The sequence below is a fragment of the Microvirga sp. KLBC 81 genome (genome assembly GCF_003075415.1).
In the GTDB taxonomy this organism is placed as follows: domain Bacteria; phylum Pseudomonadota; class Alphaproteobacteria; order Rhizobiales; family Beijerinckiaceae; genus Microvirga.
On record NZ_QDAH01000011.1, the window covers coordinates 101,156 to 118,733 of the forward strand.

Below are 17,578 nucleotides of genomic sequence, written 5' to 3' on the forward strand. Positions count from 1 at the left end.
GCTGCAGAAACTTAACCCTGCCATGTGCAGAACCGCATGGTTTTGTTGCGCGGCGTGTCACTCTGTGGCAACGCTCCCGCAACGATCATAAGAGGATACGCGCATGAAGCTGGAAACGCCGACCAGCGGAAGCGAACTGACGGCCGAGGCCGTTGCGGTTCTGGAAGCCGGGCACAAAGCCATTCCACCCACCTTTGTCCGGGATCTTTACGGGCGCGTACCACCCGAGGATCTCGCCGCCTATTCCCCCTCTGCGCTCGCGGAGTTGGCTGCGGCGGCCTATGAGCATCTCAAGGCGCCGCGTGTGGGCGGTGGCGAGGATATCCGCCTCATCGACCTGGAAGTCGAGCGCCAGGGCCGCCGCCGCGATGTGACGATTCTCGAAATCGTCAACGACAACATGCCCTTCCTGCTCGATTCGACCCTCGCCGAGCTGGTCGACGAGGGCTACGACCCCTATCTCGTGGCGCACCCGATCCTCGCGGTGGAGCGCGATGCCAGTGGCGGCCTCGTTCGCCTCGTCGGCGAGGCCACGGCGACCGGGCGCCTCGGCGTGAAGCGCGAGAGCTTCATTCACGTTCATCTGCCGCGCATCGACGATCCCGAGACCCGCAGCCGCCTGACCGAAGCCATGCGCCGCGTCCACAAGGACGTGTCGCTCGCCGTGCACGACTGGCCCGGCATGCGCGCCCGCTTGACCGAAATCGTTCACAACTACCGCCTCAACCCGCCGCCGCTGCCGGACGACGAGGTGAGGGAAGCGGTGGCTTTCCTCGACTGGATCGCGCGCGACAACTTTACTTTCCTGGGTCTTCGCGAATATCGCCTGCCGAAGGACGACACGGCTGCCGATCCGGTGGAAGGATCGGGCCTTGGCCTCCTGCGCGATCCGAGCGTGCGCGTGCTGCGCCGCGGCCGCGAGCTCGTGGCGATGACGCAGGAAATCCGCGCCTTCCTCGCCCAGCCCAAGGCGCTCATCATCACCAAGGCCAACGTCAAATCCCGCGTTCATCGCCGCGCTCACCTCGATTATATCGGTGTCAAGCTCTTCGATGCGGACGGCAGGCTGCAGGGCGAACTACGCATCGTCGGCCTCTTCACGGCGAGCGCCTACACCAACACCACGGCGGAGGTGCCGTATCTCCGCCACAAGGTAGCGAAGGTGATTGCCCGCGCCGGCTTCGATCCTGCGAGCTACTCGGGGCGCGGGCTTCTCAACGTTCTCGAGAATTATCCGCGTGACGAGCTGTTCCAGATCGACGAGGAAACGCTCTACCACTTCGCCATCGACATCATGAGCCTGTCGGAGCGTCCGCGCGTGCGGGCGCTGGTGCGTGCGGATGAATTCGACCGCTTCGTGTCGGTTATCGTCTTCGTGCCCAAGGACCGCTACGACACGGGCGTGCGCCTGCGTATCGGCCAGTTCCTTGCGGGGATCTACGAGGGCCGCGTCTCAGCCTCTTATCCGGCCTATCCGGAAGGCCCGCTGGCGCGCACCCATTACATCATCGGGCGCGACGAGGGGCATACCCCGCAGGTTTCCCGCGCGACGCTGGAAAAAGGCATCACGGCCATTGTGCGCACCTGGGGCGATGCCCTGCGCGATGAACTCGACGAAACCATCGGCGGCGCTCGCGCCCGTGCCTTGGCGGCTCGCTATGCCGATGCCTTCAGCGCCGCCTATCGCGAAGCCTTCGGAGCAGAGCACGCCATCGCGGATATCGCGCTCCTGGAACAGCTCTCCGAGGCGCGTCCCCGCGCAGTCGATCTCTATCGCCGCGAAGGCGATGACGAGACCCGCGTCAACCTGAAGGTTTTCTCGCGCGGCGCGGCGCTGCCGCTCTCCGACCGTGTGCCGCTGCTCGAAAATCTCGGCTTCCGCGTCGTGAACGAGCGAACCTATCGCGTGGTCTCGACCGGTGTGACCGGCCTGGACCGCGTGTGGCTCCATGACATGGCGCTGGAGCGCTCGGCCGGTGGTGCGATCAAGATCGACGAGATCCAGACGCTCATCGAAGCGGCTCTGCTTGCCCTGTTCCGCGGCCTTGCGGAATCGGACGGCTTCAACCGTCTCGTGCTTGAAGCGGGCCTCGGCTGGCGTGATGTGGCGATGGTGAGGACGCTCGGCCGATACTTACGCCAGATCCAGGTGACTTATGCGCAGGATTACCTGGCGAGCACGCTCGCCCACCATCCCGACATCACCAAGAACATCGTGAAGCTCTTCTACGCGCGCTTCGACCCGCGCCATGAAGACAAGAGCTCGGGCAAGGGTTCGAGGGCGGATGCCGAGGCTGCCATCCGTGCCGGCATCGAGGAGCAGCTGAAGGCCGTCACGAGCCTGGACGACGACCGGATCCTGCGCCGCTTCATCAACCTGATCGAAGCCGCCGTCCGCACCAACTTCTTCCAGCTCGAAGGCAACGGCCTGCCGCGCCAGACCATCGCGTTCAAGTTCGAATGCGCGAAGGTGGAAGGCCTGCCGCTGCCGAAGCCTCTCTACGAGATCTTCGTCTATTCGCCGCGTGTCGAGGGCGTACACCTGCGCTACGGCAAGGTGGCGCGCGGGGGACTTCGCTGGTCCGACCGTCCACAGGATTTCCGCACCGAGGTGCTGGGCCTCGTGAAGGCGCAGCAGGTGAAGAATGCCGTGATCGTGCCGGTCGGCGCGAAGGGCGGCTTCGTGCCCAAGCAATTGCCGCCGGCGAGCGACCGTCAGGCATGGCTCGCGGAAGGCACGGAGAGTTACCGCATCTTCGTGCGTACGCTCCTGCAGCTCACCGACAATATCGAGGGCGATCACGTGGTGACGCCCGCCGATACCGTGCGCCACGACGGGGACGATCCCTATCTCGTTGTCGCCGCCGACAAGGGCACGGCCACTTTCTCCGATACGGCGAATGCGCTCTCCATCGAGAAGGGCCATTGGCTCGGCGATGCCTTCGCGTCGGGCGGCAGCCAGGGCTACGACCACAAGAAGATGGGCATCACGGCTCGCGGCGCATGGGAGGCGGTGAAGCGCCACTTCCGCGAGATCGACATCGACATCCAGAGAGAGCCAGTGACGGTGGCGGGCGTGGGCGACATGTCGGGCGACGTGTTCGGCAACGGCATGCTGCTGTCGCGGGCCCTGAAGCTCGTGGCAGCCTTCGACCACCGGGACATCTTCCTCGATCCGAACCCGGATCCGGAAGTTTCGTTCAAGGAGCGGGAGCGCCTGTTCAATCTAGCCCGTTCGAGCTGGCAGGATTACGACAAGGCGCTCATCTCCAATGGCGGCGGCGTGTTCTCGCGCAGCGCGAAGTCGATCCCGCTCTCACCTGAGGTGCGGGCGCTGCTCGATCTCGACAAGGCTGAGGCGACGCCTGCCGAGGTGATGACCGCGATCCTGAAAGCCAATGTGGGCCTGCTCTGGTTCGGCGGCATCGGCACCTATATCCGCGCGTCTTCCGAGACCGACGAGCAGGTGGGCGACCGCGCCAACGACGCCATCCGCATCACCGGCGCGGATGTGCGCGCCAAGGTGGTGGGCGAGGGCGCGAACCTCGGTGCCACGCAGCGCGGACGCATCGAGGCGGCGCAGAACGGCGTGCGCCTCAACACGGACGCCATCGACAATTCGGCGGGCGTGAACACCTCCGACGTGGAGGTGAACATCAAGATCGCGCTCACCACGCCTGAGCGTGACGGACGCCTGACACAGGAAGCGCGCAATCAGCTCCTCGCCGACATGACGGATGAAGTCGCGGACCTCGTGCTCCGCAACAACTACCTGCAGACCCTGGCGCTCTCGCTCTCCGAGCAGCGCGGCGTCGCCGATCTCGGCTTTGCGCGCCGTCTCATGCAGATGCTGGAATCGCAGGGCCGTCTCAATCGCAAGGTGGAATACCTGCCGGACGATGCGGCTCTCGCGGAGCGCGCCCGCCGGGGCGAGGCGCTCACCCGTCCGGAACTCGCCGTGCTGCTCGCCTATGCGAAGCTCTCGCTGCACGACGAGCTTCTCGACAGCGCGGTGCCGGACGATCCCTATCTCGCCAAGGAGCTGGAGCGCTATTTCCCGGCCGAGATGCGCGAGCGCTTCCCGGATGCGATTGCAGGCCATCGTCTGCGCCGCGAGATCATCGCGACGCAGCTGGCGAACGCCATCATCAACCGGGGCGGCCCCACCATGGTGGCGCGTCTCGTCGACCAGACCGGGGCGGATGCGCCGACGATCGCCGCGGCTTACGCGGCGACCCGCGATTCCTTTGGCCTGACCGACATGAACAACGCCATCGATGCCCTCGACGGCGTTGTGCCGGGCAAGCTGCAGCTGCGCCTCTATGGGGAGCTGCAGGATCTGCTCATGAACCGCATCGTGTGGTTCATCCGCAATGTGGATTTCGCCACCCATTCCCTCGACACGATCATCGGCACCTATCAGGCCGGCATCGCGGAGGTGGAGCGCAGCCTCCAGGAAACCTTGTCGCCTGAGGCGCATGAGGCCTGGAACGCACGGACGAAGGCGCTGGTCGACCAAGGCGCGCCCGAGGCGCTGGCGCGTCGCATCGCGGCTCTGCCGGATCTGGTGGCGGCTCCCGATATCGCGCTCACCGCGCAGAAGACGGGCAAGCCCGTGGGCGATATTGCGTGCACCCACTTTGCCCTCGAAGCCGCGTTCCGTCTCGGCTCGCTCACCGGGGCCGCGCGTGAGATCTCCGTCAGCGATTATTTCGACCGCCTTGCGCTCGATCGTGCCATCGACAGCATCGCCTATGCCCATCGCGGCCTCACCGCGGAAGTCGCCGTGCATGATCTCTCCGGCGCGGATGCCGTCCATGCCTGGAGCGAAAAGCGGGGTGCGGATGTCAGCCGCATCAGAAGCGCAGTGGACAGCATCGTCTCTTCGGGTCTAACGCTGTCCAAGATCACCGTGGCGGCGAGCCTGCTCGGCGATCTTGCAAGAACAGGCTGAACCGCGAGGCGCAAGGTGACAGGAACAGATCGGTGAGCGGGCGCGAGCTTCGGATCAAGCCCGCCATGGCATCGCGCCCCGCCATCCTGGGCTGGCTCCTGTTCGATTGGGCCTGCCAGCCTTTCTTCACCCTCGTCACCACCTTCGTCTTCGCACCGTATTTCGCGGCATTCCTCGCGCCCGATCCGGTCACGGGCCAGAGCCTCTGGGGCTATGCGACGGCGGCAGCCGGCTTTGCGCTTGCCATCCTTTCGCCCGTTCTCGGGTCCGTGGCCGATGCGACGGGACCGAAGAAGCCCTGGATTGCCGCTTGCGGCTTCGTGCTGTTCGTCGCCTCCTTCGCTCTCTGGTATGCCGCACCGGGCCAGCCTCACGGCATCTCCATCGCACTTCTCGGCTTCGCCTTCGCGACCGTCGCCGTCGAAGTCGCTGCCGTGTTCAACAATGCGATGATCCCGCATCTCGTGCCGCCGGAGCGCTTCGGACGCCTCTCCGGAACCGGCTGGGCCGTCGGTTATCTGGGCGGATTGGTTTCGCTCGTCATCGTGCTGGGTTTTCTCGCGGCCGATGCAGGCAGCGGCAGGACGGTGCTGAGCTTCACGCCGCTCTTCGGGCTCGATCCCGCGCAGCGAGAGGGAGACCGGATCACGGGCCCGTTCTCGGCCCTGTGGTTTCTCGTCTTCATTCTGCCGCTCTTCCTCTTCACGCCTGACATCGCCCGCTCCAGGCTGCGTTTGGGAGAGGCCGTGAAGCAAGGGTTGGCGCAGGTGAGAAACACGCTTGCCGATGCGCGGCGGCACGAGGGCGTGCTGCGTTTCCTCGTCGCGAACATGGTCTATCAGGATGCCCTCGTCGCGCTCTTCGCCTTCGGCGGAATCTACGGGGCAGGGGTGTTCGGCTGGCAGGCGACGGAGCTCGGCCTCTTCGGCATCCTGCTCACCATCACCGGGACAATGGGCGCGCTGATCGGCGGGCGTCTCGATGATCGCTTCGGCGCAAAGCCCGTGATCCTGGGATCGATCCTCGTGCTCGCGCTCGTCTGCGTCGGCGTGCTGTCGCTGGGCCGCGGGCACATCCTCTTCGTCATTCCCACAGCGCCTGCGGGCGAAGGTCTTTACGCCAGCGCACCGGAAAAGCTCTTCGTGTTCCTCGGTCTCATTATCGGCTCCGTGGCAGGGCCGCTGCAGGCCTCCTCGCGCAGCATGCTGGCGCGGCTCGTGCCCGCGCGGGAGGCCGGGCGCTATTTCGGATTGCTGGCGCTTTCCGGAAAAGTCACGTCCTTCCTCGCGCCGCTGGCGGTTGCCGTCGCAACGGCGGTCTTCCAGACTCAAGCGGCAGGACCAGCGGTGCTGATCCTGTTCCTGTTCACGGGCTTCGCGCTGCTGAGCGGCGTGAAGAAGGCGTGAGCCCTTATTCGAGCGTCACCGCCGTGCCGCTCACCGTCACCATCATCATGCCTTCGTTCTTGCCGATAGCGCCGTAATCCATGTGCACGCCGACGATGGCATGGGCCCCGAGGCGCTGCGCCTCGTCGATCATCTCGCGGATCGCCGTATCGCGCCCGTCGCGCAGCACGCGCTCATAGGAACCCGAGCGCCCGCCGACCACATCGCGGATGGAGGCGAAGAAATCACGGAAGACGTTCGCGCCGAGAATGGCCTCGCCCGAAACGATGCCGCGATAAGCGGCAATCCGGCGGCCTTCGACACTGGGCGTGGTGGTGATGATCATCAGGGTCTCCTTTCGGTTCCATTCATATGGGAAGCGAAAGGAGAAACGTCATCCCGGTGGAGTTGCACCTCTCTTTCCCCTCCCTCTTGCGGAGAGGGGTAGGGGTGATGCGGCTGGGTGAGATATCAAACCAGCAAGACTGTGTCATCACCGGCCTTGTGCCGGTGATCCCGTTTCGGTGAGACGCTGCGCATTTCTGCATCGAGATGGCCGGGACAAGCCCGGCCATGACGCTGTGGACACACCTCGCGTTCTCTGGAGCACATGTAGCGCTCCGACTGTGCGACCCCCACCCTCGATCCCTCCCCGCAAGGAGGAGGGAAGAATGGAGCTCCATTCTCGTCAAACGATCCCGGGTTCCGCTGTGCGGCCCCGGGATGGCGCTGCTTTCAGGTTAGTGACGGAAGTGGCGGTGGCCGGTGAAGACCATGGCGAGGCCTGCCTCGTCGGCGGCCTTGATCACCTCGTCGTCGCGCATGGAGCCGCCGGGCTGGATCACGGCGGTGGCGCCGGCTTCGGCTGCGGCGAGCAGGCCGTCCGCGAAGGGGAAGAAGGCGTCGGAGGCCACGACCGAACCCTTGGCGAGGGTTTCGGGCAGGCCAGCCGCCTTGGCGGCTTCCGCAGCCTTCCAGGCGGCGATGCGTGAGGAATCGACGCGGCTCATCTGGCCCGCGCCGATGCCGACGGTGGCGAGGTCCTTGGCGTAGACGATGGCGTTCGACTTCACGTGCTTGGCGACGCGGAAGGCAAAGCGCAGATCGGCGAGCTCGCGCTCGGTCGGTGCACGCTTCGTCACCACCTTCAGGTCCATGGCATCCACCACCGCGTTGTCGCGGCTCTGGGCCAGGAAGCCACCCGCCACCGTGCGAATGGTGAGGCCCGGCTGGCGCGGATCGGGCAGGCCGCCGGCGAGCAGCAGGCGCAGGTTCTTCTTGGCGGCAACGATGGCGATGGCCTCTTCGCTGGCGTCAGGCGCGATGATTACTTCCGTGAAGATCTCGGTGATGGCCTTCGCCGCTTCCGCATCGAGCGCACGGTTCATGGCGACGATGCCGCCGAAGGCGGAGACCGGGTCGCACCGCAGGGCCTTCTCGTAAGCCTCGACGAGGCTCGCGCCTTCGGCCACGCCGCAAGGATTGGCGTGCTTCACGATCACCACGGCAGCCGAACGCTCAGGAGCGAACTCGGCCACGGCCTCATAGGCCGCGTCGGTGTCGTTGATGTTGTTATAGGAAAGCTGCTTGCCCTGCACCTGACGCGCCGTGGAGACGCCCGGGCGCTGCTCGGGCGTGCGATAGAAGGCGGCACTCTGGTGCGGGTTCTCGCCGTAGCGCATCACCTCGGCGAGCGTCCCGCCGATGGCGCGGAAGGGCGGGTTCGGCTCGTTGAGCTCATTGGCGAACCAGTTGGAGATCGCCGCGTCGTAGGCGGCCGTGCGGGCATAGGCCTTCTGGGCGAGGCGGCGGCGGAGCGTGTAGGTCACCGCGCCGTTATGGATGGAGAGATCGTCGAGAACGGCGGTGTAATCGGCGCCGTCCACCACCACGGCCACGTCGCCGTGGTTCTTGGCCGCCGCGCGGATCATGGCCGGTCCACCGATATCGATGTTCTCGATGCAATCGTCGTAAGGTTTACCCGCCGCCACCGTGGCCTCGAAGGGGTAGAGGTTCACCACCAGCAGGTCGATGGGCTGGATGCCGTGGGCCAGCATGGCCGCCTGGTGCTCGGGGTTGGCGCGGATGCCGAGAAGGCCGCCGTGGACCGACGGATGCAGGGTCTTCACGCGCCCGTCCATCATCTCGGGGAAGCCCGTGAGGTCGCTCACGTCCCTCACGGGCAGGCCTGCCTCGGTCAGCGCCTTATGGGTGCCGCCGGTGGAGACCAGCTCGATGCCCCGCTCGGACAGCGCCCGGGCGAAGTCCACGAGACCCGTCTTGTCGGATACGGAAAGCAGAGCGCGGGAAACGCGCTTCAGATCGCTCGGCATGGCGGCCGCTCCATGAAGGGTAAAGATGCGGGCGCGATAGCACGGGAGGCCTGAGATGGGAACCGGGGAGGCGGAAGTTTCAGGCCGTAATGGTGTCAACTACTTCCATCTATGCGCGTTTTCATAACGTACCGGAACAGCGGGCGTATATTGAGAAAGTACAATCTTAGACCGCGAACAAAATGTCTCGCTCCATTTCTAAGCAATATGTCGTCAATAGACCGCCTTTGAACCGCCAAAGGATGCCCCTGTTCAGCCGCTCTATTCAAAACCAACTTGTGCAGATCGAGCTGACCTTCGCGTTTATAAATACTCTGTAGCGCCCAACTACATTCAGCATTTCCCGCTTGGCTTGCCTCGGAACAATGATGAAGAGCTTTATCCTTTTTGCCTTGCTCATAGTATAGCCCGGCAAGTCCATGGTGAGCCGACGTCAGTCCTGCCTTGGCTGCAATCACATAGTATTCTTCCGACTTTACAGGATCATATTGGGGCAAGTCTTTTTGATTATAGATCCACCCTAGATGCACTGCGACGTAGGGATCGACGCCATCGAAGGCCTCCTCAAACAGCTCCCGTGCGCGTGAATACTCGCGCTGGTGATAAAGCTCATAAGCCTGATGAATGAGTTCTTCACTGTCTCCAGCAGAACTAACAGTCATTTCCTTACCTGCTCAGCTTCGGTTTGTGCTCTAAGCCAGGAAAGAACAGCACGGGCCTCACTTTCGGCCCCTGCTACCGTGTCGTGAAGCCCAGAGGCGCATTGCTGGACCCAGAACGGTATGAAGGGCTCCTCATCGTCCTCGATCAGTTCCTCGGCCGAAAATTCGAACAAGCCATCACTGCGCTTGAAAATGGACAATCGAAACCTGCCGTCGTGGCTTTCAACCTGCTGGGCTATTGTACGGTTGGTGTTGCTCATTACCCGGTCTCCGCGCCGATTTTCGCTCTGCCATTAGTTCATCCACCAGCCTCGCAAGGCCGAGAGCAGCACGAATACGGCGTAAGGAATAGCAATCCAGTAGGGACTAGGAGTCGGATACCAGTTGGCAGGCGCTGAATTCAGAAGCGCGACCCCAACCCCCAAGAAGATGATTGCGGTCAACAGAAATTGACCCTTTTTCCCGACGCGGTGACGAGCGTTGTAGGGGTGAATCCCACGCTCGCCTCTCCAGAATACGATCGCTAAGGCCACACACATCGCAATTGGCATGAAATCAGAGAATAAGCCCTCCCGATGCATCCAGAATACTAGGATTACCACAGAGCCCGTGACCGCATACCACGTGCGTTCATGAGCTTGCTCCTGAGATGGATCAGGTCTGCTGAATTCTTTGATGAAGTCCGACAGCTTACCCATAATGCTTCTCCCGAAACATTATATCTTTGGCGGCCTAAAAGCGATACCCCCGGCTGAATCTGGATGGGCTAAGGACCGAAGCGATCTTTAGCTAGATCTTGAACCGCCATCACAGATCTACGTATTTCGTTATCGCCCCGACCCAGGCGACGACCGCCGCTTGGAGCGGGAGCGCGCGTAACCGATGATCGTCAGGATCAGCCATGCCGTCTGGGTGATGAAGGAGGGCAGATTGAAGTCGAAGATCAGGGAGTAGAGGATCGCAACGGCGCCGGCCCCGTTGAGAAGGGCATAACGGCCATCCTCGACTTTCAGAATGCCCACTTGCAGCAACCCGTAGGCTGACAAATAGGCCGCGACCCCTACCAGCCCGACAATATCAGCGATGCTCATGCTCAATGGAATCTCAGCCTTACCGTTACAGCAGCTCTTGCGTCGCTTCCGCCGTCTGCCCCGGATTGAACGTGCGGGCCAGACGCTCGAAGCGCCAGCGGACTGAAGGAGTCTCGCTCGGGCGGATGCTGAGCACGATCTGCTCGGTGCGGCGCATGCCGTCGGGGGCGGCGAGGAACACGCTGTCCTCCACATGGGCCCCGACCGGGACGGCCGTGAACTGCCAGGCCTCGTGGTTCGGCAGCACGAGCATGACGACCCGCCCGCCTTGGGCGCGGCTTGCCTTGATGCCGGGGGCGAGATGGAAGCGGATGACGGCTTCCGCTGAAGGAGCGCCCGTGCCTTCGCCCCAGAAGACATCCTCGCCCTCCAGGATGTTGCCCTTGGGCGAAAGCTGCAGCCGCCGCTCGTGGGTCAGGCCGAAGCGCTGGCGATAGCCGTCGTGGCTGGCGGTGAGAACCTGAGCATGCTCGCGCTCGCTGCGTTCCGAGGTGACCCGCTCGGGGCCGCTCAGCACCACAGGGCCGATGCGGCGCAGGAGCCAGCGGGCGACCCGGCGGTTCAGCCAATTGCCCCGGTCGCCCACCATCTGGCAGGACGAGATATCATTGATGGAAGCCGTCGAGTGAGCGGCCGTCGTGCGTGAGGCCTGGATAATCGTGTCGCCTGCGATCCGCGGCGTACCGCAATTGACCACGATGCGCTGCGAAGCGCTGGAGAACTCGAAGGAGAGGCAGCCTGCACCGGCTTCGGTCGACAGATAGGTCGGCGGCGGTGCGCCCACATCCACCACCAGCAGGGTACGTCCGGCCTCCATGCGTTCGTAGCCCGTATGCGGCGCGTGCTGGATCGGCTGGCTGCGCATGTCGTCATAGGTGAGCAGCGTCGCGAGATGATCCGCCGCCGTCACGCCCATGCCGTTGAAATGCGAGAGCGTGCCGTCGCCATGCCGGAACATGCGCACCATGGGCAGCATGCGGTCGATGGCGTTGAGGAGCGCCTCCGGCGTATCGACCTCGCGGCTCGCGAACATCTGGCGCAAGGGCAGGAGATCGAACAGAAGATCGACGATCACGCGCGGATTGCGGCTCGCATGCCCGCCATCCGCGAGGATCTGGCGCTCCAGCTCACGCGTGAGCAGACGGCTTGCACGCCGCAGATGACGGTCGAGGCCTTCGCAGCACAGACCCGCATAGCACAGCGCAATCGCCGCCATGAGTTGTTTCTGCGGCAGGGCGCCCGAGCGCACGTGCCGTTCGAGCTCGCGCACATGCTGGCCGAGAAGGCGTAAAAATCGCTGATAGAAGGCGTGGTCCGCGCCTTCCAGGATCAGCGGCGACTGACTGATCAAGGACATGAGACGGCGCGCGATGATCTGCGTATCGCAGGCAACGCTCCTGTCGCCGAGTTTCGAAGAGACGAACTCGTCCACCAGCGAGCGCGCATTGGCCTGGGCGAGTGCGGTGCCTGCAGCGCGCAGGTGGCGCAGCCAGCCAAAGCCGTAGAGAGCTTCGGCCCATGCTCTGCTCGGCGGCGTGAAGGCGAATGGCGAACGGCCGCTCGTGGTGATGGCCCGGCCCGCAAAGGCGAAGAAGCCGGAATAGATATCGGTGGCGATGGTGGGATCGGCCGTGCGCAGATCCTGAGGAGCGAAGAGCAGGCGCGTCGGACTCGGCGTTCCCACGAACAGCTTCGACAAGCTCCAGACCATTCCTCCACGCATGGCGCGGCCTGCCTCGGATAAGGCAAGCTTATACAAACGCCAGCGATCTGGCCCGAAATCCACCCGTGGCGCTCCTTTAAGTTAAGTCATGCTCATCCGCGCCAGCATAGGGGGGAGTTCCTGCTGACTGGTTAACAACACGTAAGCACCCGCCGTTGTGATCAGATTCAACAGAAGCTATCCCCAGGATGAGGACAGAGCTAAACACTAAAGCATCGGACCCAAAAGTGGCCTCCACTTTTGGGTCCGATGCTTCCTTCATAGAGCAGCGTATCGTGCGGAAAACCGGATCCGGTTTTCCGCACGATGCGGTAGGAAATCAAGAAGCCTTCACAAACCGTGCGACAAAGAAGCCATCGAGCCCGCTGCGCTCGTGCTCAGGCGAAACGGGGTGGCAGGGCAGGGTGCGCACATCGCCTTCCGGCGTGAGGCATTGGTCAAGACCTCCGATCTCATCCGCCGTGATGGGCTGACGCGTGAATTCGGGGTGACGGGCGAGGAAGCCTTGCGCCTGACGCTCGCCTTCCTCGGCTTCGAGCGAGCAGGTGCAATAGACCAGGCGTCCGCCGGGTTTGAGCAGGCTTGCCGCCTTGTCGAGCAGACGCGTCTGGAGGCCTGAGAGCTTGCGGATATCCTCCTCGCTCTTGGTCCAGGCGACATCCGGATGACGGCGGATGGTGCCTGTCGCAGAGCAGGGCGCATCGAGCAGAATGGCGTCGAAAGGCGCTTCATCGAGCTTTTCCGCATCGACAGCGCGGGTTGTGGCCTTGAGGCTGAGGCGCGCGAGGTTCTCCTCCAGGCGCTTCAGGCGCCTGGGCGAACGATCCACCGCCAGCACCTCGGCTCCGGCCGCCGCGAGTTGCGCCGTCTTGCCGCCGGGCGCGGCGCAAAGATCGGCGATGCGCTCGTTCGGCTTGGCGTGAAGCAGACGGGCGGGAAGGGCGGCGGCGGCATCCTGCACCCACCATGCACCTTCATCGAAGCCCGGCAGATCGCGGATCGCGGTGCGTTCCACGAGGCGGATGCTGCCCGTGGGCAGAAGAATGCCGCCGAGACGCTCGGCCCAACCGGCTGCATCTTCTTTCACGGAAATGTCCACCGAGGCCATGGAGCGATGCGCCTCGGCGATCTTCGTCGCAAGCTCCTCCCCGTATTGCGCCACCCAGCGCTCTTCGAGCCAGGTGGGTGTGTCGAGCCAGGATTCCTGCTGAGAGAGGATCATGTCGCGCTCGCGGGCGACGCGCCGCAGAACCGCGTTGATGAAGCCGCCCGCGTGACCGAGCTTCGCATCCTCCTGCGCGAGCCGTACCGCGCTGTCGACGGCGGCATGGTCCGGCACGTCGAGGAAAAGGATCTGCGCTGCGCCGGTGGCGAGAAGATGCAGGAGGCGCTCGTCCTTCGGCTCGCGGTTGAGGCGCTCGCTGAGCGCGCGGCCAAGAGTGCCGAGGCGGCGGAAGGTGACGATGGCAATCGCCCGCGCCAGGGCCTCGTCGCGCGGGGAGAGGTTCTCTTTCGGAGAGAGCTCGTCCAGCACGTCGTCGAGCGGCACGCGCCGCTTCATGGTTTCCGTCACCGCCATCCAGGCGAGGCGACGGGGGCCGAGGCCCACTTGGTCTTCCGATTGACTCAAAATCTTTAACCCCAGGGTCCGCGGCGGGGCGGCTGGCCCCAGGGACTCGTTGAACTCTGCGCGAAGAAGCCGGCTTGCGGCGCTGCTCCCATCTCCTGCGCCAAAGCGTGGAGTGCCGCAATCCTGTTTTCCGTCGCCGGGTGGGTGGAGAACAGATTGTCCATGCCGTGGCCGGAGAGCGGATTGATGATGAAGAGCGGTGCAGTGGCCGGGTGACGCTCCGCATCCATGTTGGGCACATGGGCCACGCCGCCCGCGATCTTCGCCAGCGCCGAAGCGAGCGAAAGAGGCTGGCCGCAGATCTCGGCACCCATCCGGTCGGCGTCATATTCGCGCGAGCGGCTGATCGCCATCTGGATGATCATGGCTGCGAAGGGCGCGATCAGAACGGTTGCTAGCATCACGATGGGATTGGGCCTGTCGTCGCCGCGCCCGCCGAAGAGGAAACCGAACTGCGCAAGCGTCGCAATGGCGCCCGCGATCGTGGCGCTGACCGTCATGATGAGCGTGTCGCGGTTCTTGATATGGGCAAGCTCGTGCGCCATCACGCCCGCGATCTCGTCATGGGAAAGCATGTCGAGAAGGCCGGTGGTGGCCGCCACTGCCGCATTCTCCGGGTTGCGCCCGGTGGCAAAGGCGTTGGGCTGCGGGTTCTCGATGATATAGACCCGCGGCATCGGCAGGTTCGCGTTGCGGGCGAGATCCCGCACCATATGGACGAGCTCAGGCGCGGTCCTCTCATCCACCTCGACGGCATGGTGGGCAGCGAGCGCCAGCCGGTCGGAGTTCCAATAGGCGAAGAGGTTGGTCGCCAGGCCAAGGCCCAGCGCGATCATCATGCCGGTCGCGCCGCCCAGCATGTAGCCGACAACCCCGAACAGGGCCATGAGGCTTGCCAGCAGCATTCCGGTCTTGACGGTGTTCATCGGGGTCTCCACCTCGAGCAGGACTTCCGTTTGACCTTCATGTGGGAATGGTCCAGCTCTCGACCAAGAGTGTCCTCGACCAAGGATATCCTCTCCCGTGAGGGTCAAGGACCTGATAAAGGCTCCCCCTCATGAACACCAGCGACACCCCCGAAAACACCCAGGCTCCTGCCCTCGCAGGGGCCGCACCCGGAAAAACCCTCTCGCCTGCGGCCCAGCGGGCCCTGGAGGAGGCCGCCCGGCGGCGGCAGGAGATCGATGCCCGCGCGGCGGAAATCGCCAAGGAGAAAGAGCACCAGGGCCGCGGCGGCCTGGAGCCCGTGCGCTACGACGATTGGGAGGTGAAAGGCCTCGCCAGCGACTTTTAAGTTATTGTATCCAGGCACACCCCCGCCTAGTGTCGGATACAAGACGAAGCAACACGGGTTGTGGGGTGATGAACGGGGCAGAGCGGCTCACGCTTTTCCGGGGCCTTCTGGATGATGCCCACCGGGCGCTCGATCTTCAGTTCGGCTTCGAGCTGTGGGACGGTTCCACGGTTCCCGCCGACATGCCGTCCTACGCCATGCGTCTCGTCATCCGGCACGAGAACGTCATCGCAAGCCTTCTCCGCCGCCCGAACCTGGACACGGTGCTCAACGCCTATGTGTCGGGCCTGCTCGATCTCAGGAACGGCACCCTCTTCGACCTCGCGACCCAGCGCCCGCAGAAGGCCGGACGCCGCCTGAGAAAAGTCAGCAAGGTCAAAGCGCTGAAGACCGCCTATTATTTCCTGCGCACTCCGGCCGACATGCCGCGCCCCCTCGATCAAGTGGAGGATAATCCTCAGGCCAGGGACGGACGGCCCCAGACCAACAAGAAGAACGTCGCTTACCATTACGACGTCTCGAACGACTTCTACCGGCTCTTTCTCGATCCGGAGATGGTCTATACCTGCGCCTACTTCCAGCCGGACTGGCACGACGACCTTGCCCGCGCTCAGGTGGACAAGCTCGACATGATCTGCCGCAAGCTGCGGCTGAAACCCGGTGAGCGTTTCCTCGATATCGGCTGTGGCTGGGGGGCTCTCATCTGCCATGCGGCGCAGCACTACGGCGTGAAGGCGACCGGCGTGACGCTGGCCGAGGAGCAGGCGAAGCTCGCCCGGGACAAGATCGCCCGTCTCGGCCTGCAGGATCGGGTCGAGGTCCTGCTGAAGGATTTCACCCAGATCGACGGGGAGTTCGACAAGATCTCTTCCATCGGCATGTTCGAGCAGGTGGGCATCAGGAACTACCCAACCTACTTCCGCTCGGTGCATCGCCTCTTGAGGCCGCGCGGCCTTTATCTGCACCATACCATCGCGCGGCGCGCGAAGAAGAGCGAGCGGGCCTTCCGCAAGCTCAAGCCCGAATACAGGGCGCTCACCCGCTACATCTTCCCCGGCGGCGAGCTCGATCACCTCGGCATGTCGATCGCCAATCTCGAGCGCTTCGGCTTCGAGGTGCATGACGTGGAAGGCTGGCGCGAGCATTATCAGCGCACGACGCGCCTGTGGTGGGAAAAGTTAAGCGCCAATCGCAAAGAGGCCGAGACCATGGTGGGCAAGGAGAAAACCCGCATGTGGCTCCTCTACCTGGCCGGCTGCTCGCTCGCCTTCGAGCGCGCGGCGGTCGGCGTAAACCAGACACTCGTCTCCAAGCGCACGCGCGGACCATCGGGCTTGCCGCCGTCGAGGGCTGATCTGTATCGGCCGCAATAGCTGAAAGACTCCTCCCTCATCCTGAGGAGCAGAGCGATTGAGAGCTGCGGCTTCTGAAATCCGCCGGTTTCGATTTTACGGTGTCACCACCACCCGCGTGCCCACGCTCACCTGATCGTAAAGATCGACGATGTCCTCGTTCAGCATGCGGATGCAGCCGTAAGAGGCATAGGTGCCGATGGAGCTCGGGCGGTTGGTGCCATGGATGGCGTATTCGTCGAGGTTGAGGGTGAGTGCCCGCGCGCCCATGGGGTTGTTCGGCGCGCCGCCGGGAATCACGTCGGGAAGGCGGGGATTGTCGCGCTTGACTTCCGTCGGCGGTGCCCAGGCGGGACGCACGTATTTGCCGTCGATCCGGGCCTCGCCGAACCATTGCTTGCCCGGTTTTCCGACGGCCACACGATAGCGCAGGGCCGTTCCGTCGCCACGCACGTAATAGAGCCGACGCTCGCCCGTCTTGATGACGATGGTGCCGGGCGAGACTCTTTCCTGGAACGGTACGACCTCGCGGGCCGAGGCGCCCGAGGTAGCAAGGGTGACGGCGGTCATCGCAAAGGCAATCCGCGCAAACATCTCTCGAACCCTCCTGTTCAACGACACAAGGGTGAGACGCGAAGGAAACGGCTGCGGTTCCAGGGAGCTGAAAAGCGTCATCCCGGACGCACCAGAGCGACGATCCGGGATCGCCTGCAGAATGGGACGCGGATTTCCCTCTACGCTTGGCACTCTTCGTCATGGCCGGGCTTGTCCCGGCCATCCCGACATGGAGGGGCGTTGTGCCTCATTAAGCGAGATCACCGGCACAAGGCCGGTGACGACGTGGTGCAGGTTGGCAGGCAAAGCATCGGAGCCTCCACTGTCATTCCCACGCAGGCGGACCTGAAGGGCCGCGCCACCGGCATGGAAATCCAGAATCGCTGACATTACAGACTGGAGTGCTGTCGTGATTATGGATCCCGGCTTTCGCCGGGATGACAGTGCCTTACCCTGAAAACGATCCCGGGTTCTGCTCCGCAGCCCCAGGATGGCGTATGGATCAGGCCGCCTTCGTGCGCTTGTTCTGGCGGTTGGAGATCAGGTCGTCGACGACGGTGGGGTCGGCCAGGGTCGAGGTGTCGCCCAGCGAGCCGAAC

General features: G+C 63.9%; 15 protein-coding genes. 5 read left to right on the forward strand and 10 right to left on the reverse strand.

The window, feature by feature from the left end:
* Positions 1-103: 103 nt before the first annotated feature.
* Both DC522_RS10585 and DC522_RS10590 read left to right on the forward strand, forming a co-directional pair.
* Complete coding sequence (locus DC522_RS10585) at positions 104-4,954, forward strand: NAD-glutamate dehydrogenase (protein WP_116528661.1); 4,851 nt, start codon at positions 104-106, stop codon at positions 4,952-4,954.
* Positions 4,955-5,019: 65 nt separating this feature from the next.
* Positions 5,020-6,360: an MFS transporter gene (locus DC522_RS10590; RefSeq protein ID WP_116528691.1), complete on the forward strand. Its 1,341-nt coding sequence runs from the start codon at positions 5,020-5,022 to the stop codon at positions 6,358-6,360.
* Positions 6,361-6,364: 4 nt separating this feature from the next.
* Here DC522_RS10590 and DC522_RS10595 read toward each other — a convergent pair whose 3' ends face one another.
* The 9 genes from DC522_RS10595 to htpX all read right to left on the reverse strand — a co-directional run bounded on the left by DC522_RS10595 (position 6,365) and on the right by htpX (position 14,704).
* Positions 6,365-6,685, reverse strand: coding sequence for a heavy metal-binding domain-containing protein (locus DC522_RS10595; RefSeq protein ID WP_047190164.1), 321 nt, complete (start codon positions 6,683-6,685; stop codon positions 6,365-6,367).
* 394 nt (positions 6,686-7,079) lie between these two features.
* Positions 7,080-8,672, reverse strand: a complete 1,593-nt coding sequence (purH, locus tag DC522_RS10600) for a bifunctional phosphoribosylaminoimidazolecarboxamide formyltransferase/IMP cyclohydrolase (RefSeq protein WP_116528662.1) — start codon at positions 8,670-8,672, stop codon at positions 7,080-7,082.
* 95 nt (positions 8,673-8,767) lie between these two features.
* A complete protein-coding gene (locus DC522_RS10605; protein WP_116528663.1) occupies positions 8,768-9,334 on the reverse strand; it encodes a tetratricopeptide repeat protein in 567 nt (188 codons plus the stop codon).
* Positions 9,331-9,594 carry a hypothetical protein gene (locus tag DC522_RS10610; RefSeq protein WP_116528664.1) on the reverse strand — a complete coding sequence of 88 codons (264 nt, stop codon included), beginning with the start codon at positions 9,592-9,594 and terminating at the stop codon, positions 9,331-9,333. Before DC522_RS10610 ends, DC522_RS10605 begins: the two co-directional genes overlap by 4 nt.
* Before the next feature lie 33 nt (positions 9,595-9,627).
* Positions 9,628-10,032, reverse strand: coding sequence for a hypothetical protein (locus DC522_RS10615; RefSeq protein WP_116528665.1), 405 nt, complete (start codon positions 10,030-10,032; stop codon positions 9,628-9,630).
* A gap of 129 nt (positions 10,033-10,161) precedes the next feature.
* Positions 10,162-10,425 carry a cyclic nucleotide-binding protein gene (locus DC522_RS10620; RefSeq protein ID WP_116528666.1) on the reverse strand — a complete coding sequence of 88 codons (264 nt, stop codon included), beginning with the start codon at positions 10,423-10,425 and terminating at the stop codon, positions 10,162-10,164.
* A 25-nt stretch (positions 10,426-10,450) separates the two neighbouring features.
* Positions 10,451-12,211 (reverse strand): heparinase II/III family protein, encoded by a 1,761-nt coding sequence (locus DC522_RS10625; RefSeq protein WP_116528667.1) that lies wholly within the window; start codon positions 12,209-12,211, stop codon positions 10,451-10,453.
* A 256-nt stretch (positions 12,212-12,467) separates the two neighbouring features.
* The gene (locus DC522_RS10630) at positions 12,468-13,757 is read right to left on the reverse strand and encodes an RsmB/NOP family class I SAM-dependent RNA methyltransferase (protein ID WP_371679296.1); all 1,290 of its coding nucleotides are present in this window, start codon (positions 13,755-13,757) and stop codon (positions 12,468-12,470) included.
* 26 nt (positions 13,758-13,783) lie between these two features.
* A complete protein-coding gene (htpX, locus tag DC522_RS10635) occupies positions 13,784-14,704 on the reverse strand; it encodes a zinc metalloprotease HtpX (protein ID WP_116528669.1) in 921 nt (306 codons plus the stop codon).
* Positions 14,705-14,835: 131 nt separating this feature from the next.
* Between htpX and DC522_RS10640 the strand changes: the two genes are divergently transcribed.
* Both DC522_RS10640 and DC522_RS10645 read left to right on the forward strand, forming a co-directional pair.
* A complete protein-coding gene (locus DC522_RS10640) occupies positions 14,836-15,072 on the forward strand; it encodes a DUF1674 domain-containing protein (RefSeq protein WP_116528670.1) in 237 nt (78 codons plus the stop codon).
* Between the two features lie 68 nt (positions 15,073-15,140).
* Positions 15,141-16,445: a class I SAM-dependent methyltransferase gene (locus DC522_RS10645; RefSeq protein WP_116528671.1), complete on the forward strand. Its 1,305-nt coding sequence runs from the start codon at positions 15,141-15,143 to the stop codon at positions 16,443-16,445.
* Positions 16,446-16,520: 75 nt separating this feature from the next.
* Here DC522_RS10645 and DC522_RS10650 read toward each other — a convergent pair whose 3' ends face one another.
* Entirely contained in the window at positions 16,521-17,018 is a 498-nt protein-coding gene (locus tag DC522_RS10650) for a L,D-transpeptidase (protein WP_116528672.1), read from the reverse strand.
* Between the two features lie 201 nt (positions 17,019-17,219).
* On the opposite strand from DC522_RS10650, the gene DC522_RS34750 reads away from it, so the two are divergent.
* Positions 17,220-17,366, forward strand: coding sequence for a hypothetical protein (locus DC522_RS34750; RefSeq protein ID WP_165820118.1), 147 nt, complete (start codon positions 17,220-17,222; stop codon positions 17,364-17,366).
* Positions 17,367-17,578: the final 212 nt, after the last annotated feature.

What these genes read in the sequence shown, in the direction of transcription:
- DC522_RS10650 (WP_116528672.1), bottom strand. Translation starts at nt 17,018, where the DNA reads ATGTTTGCGCGGATTGCCTTTGCGATGACCGCCGTCACCCTTGCTACC.
- htpX (WP_116528669.1), bottom strand. Translation starts at nt 14,704, where the DNA reads ATGAACACCGTCAAGACCGGAATGCTGCTGGCAAGCCTCATGGCCCTG.
- DC522_RS10605 (WP_116528663.1), bottom strand. Translation starts at nt 9,334, where the DNA reads ATGACTGTTAGTTCTGCTGGAGACAGTGAAGAACTCATTCATCAGGCT.
- DC522_RS10645 (WP_116528671.1), top strand. Translation starts at nt 15,141, where the DNA reads ATGAACGGGGCAGAGCGGCTCACGCTTTTCCGGGGCCTTCTGGATGAT.
- DC522_RS10585 (WP_116528661.1), top strand. Translation starts at nt 104, where the DNA reads ATGAAGCTGGAAACGCCGACCAGCGGAAGCGAACTGACGGCCGAGGCC.
- DC522_RS10590 (WP_116528691.1), top strand. Translation starts at nt 5,020, where the DNA reads ATGGCATCGCGCCCCGCCATCCTGGGCTGGCTCCTGTTCGATTGGGCC.
- DC522_RS10615 (WP_116528665.1), bottom strand. Translation starts at nt 10,032, where the DNA reads ATGGGTAAGCTGTCGGACTTCATCAAAGAATTCAGCAGACCTGATCCA.
- DC522_RS10620 (WP_116528666.1), bottom strand. Translation starts at nt 10,425, where the DNA reads ATGAGCATCGCTGATATTGTCGGGCTGGTAGGGGTCGCGGCCTATTTG.
- DC522_RS10595 (WP_047190164.1), bottom strand. Translation starts at nt 6,685, where the DNA reads ATGATCATCACCACCACGCCCAGTGTCGAAGGCCGCCGGATTGCCGCT.
- DC522_RS10640 (WP_116528670.1), top strand. Translation starts at nt 14,836, where the DNA reads ATGAACACCAGCGACACCCCCGAAAACACCCAGGCTCCTGCCCTCGCA.
- DC522_RS10610 (WP_116528664.1), bottom strand. Translation starts at nt 9,594, where the DNA reads ATGAGCAACACCAACCGTACAATAGCCCAGCAGGTTGAAAGCCACGAC.
- purH (WP_116528662.1), bottom strand. Translation starts at nt 8,672, where the DNA reads ATGCCGAGCGATCTGAAGCGCGTTTCCCGCGCTCTGCTTTCCGTATCC.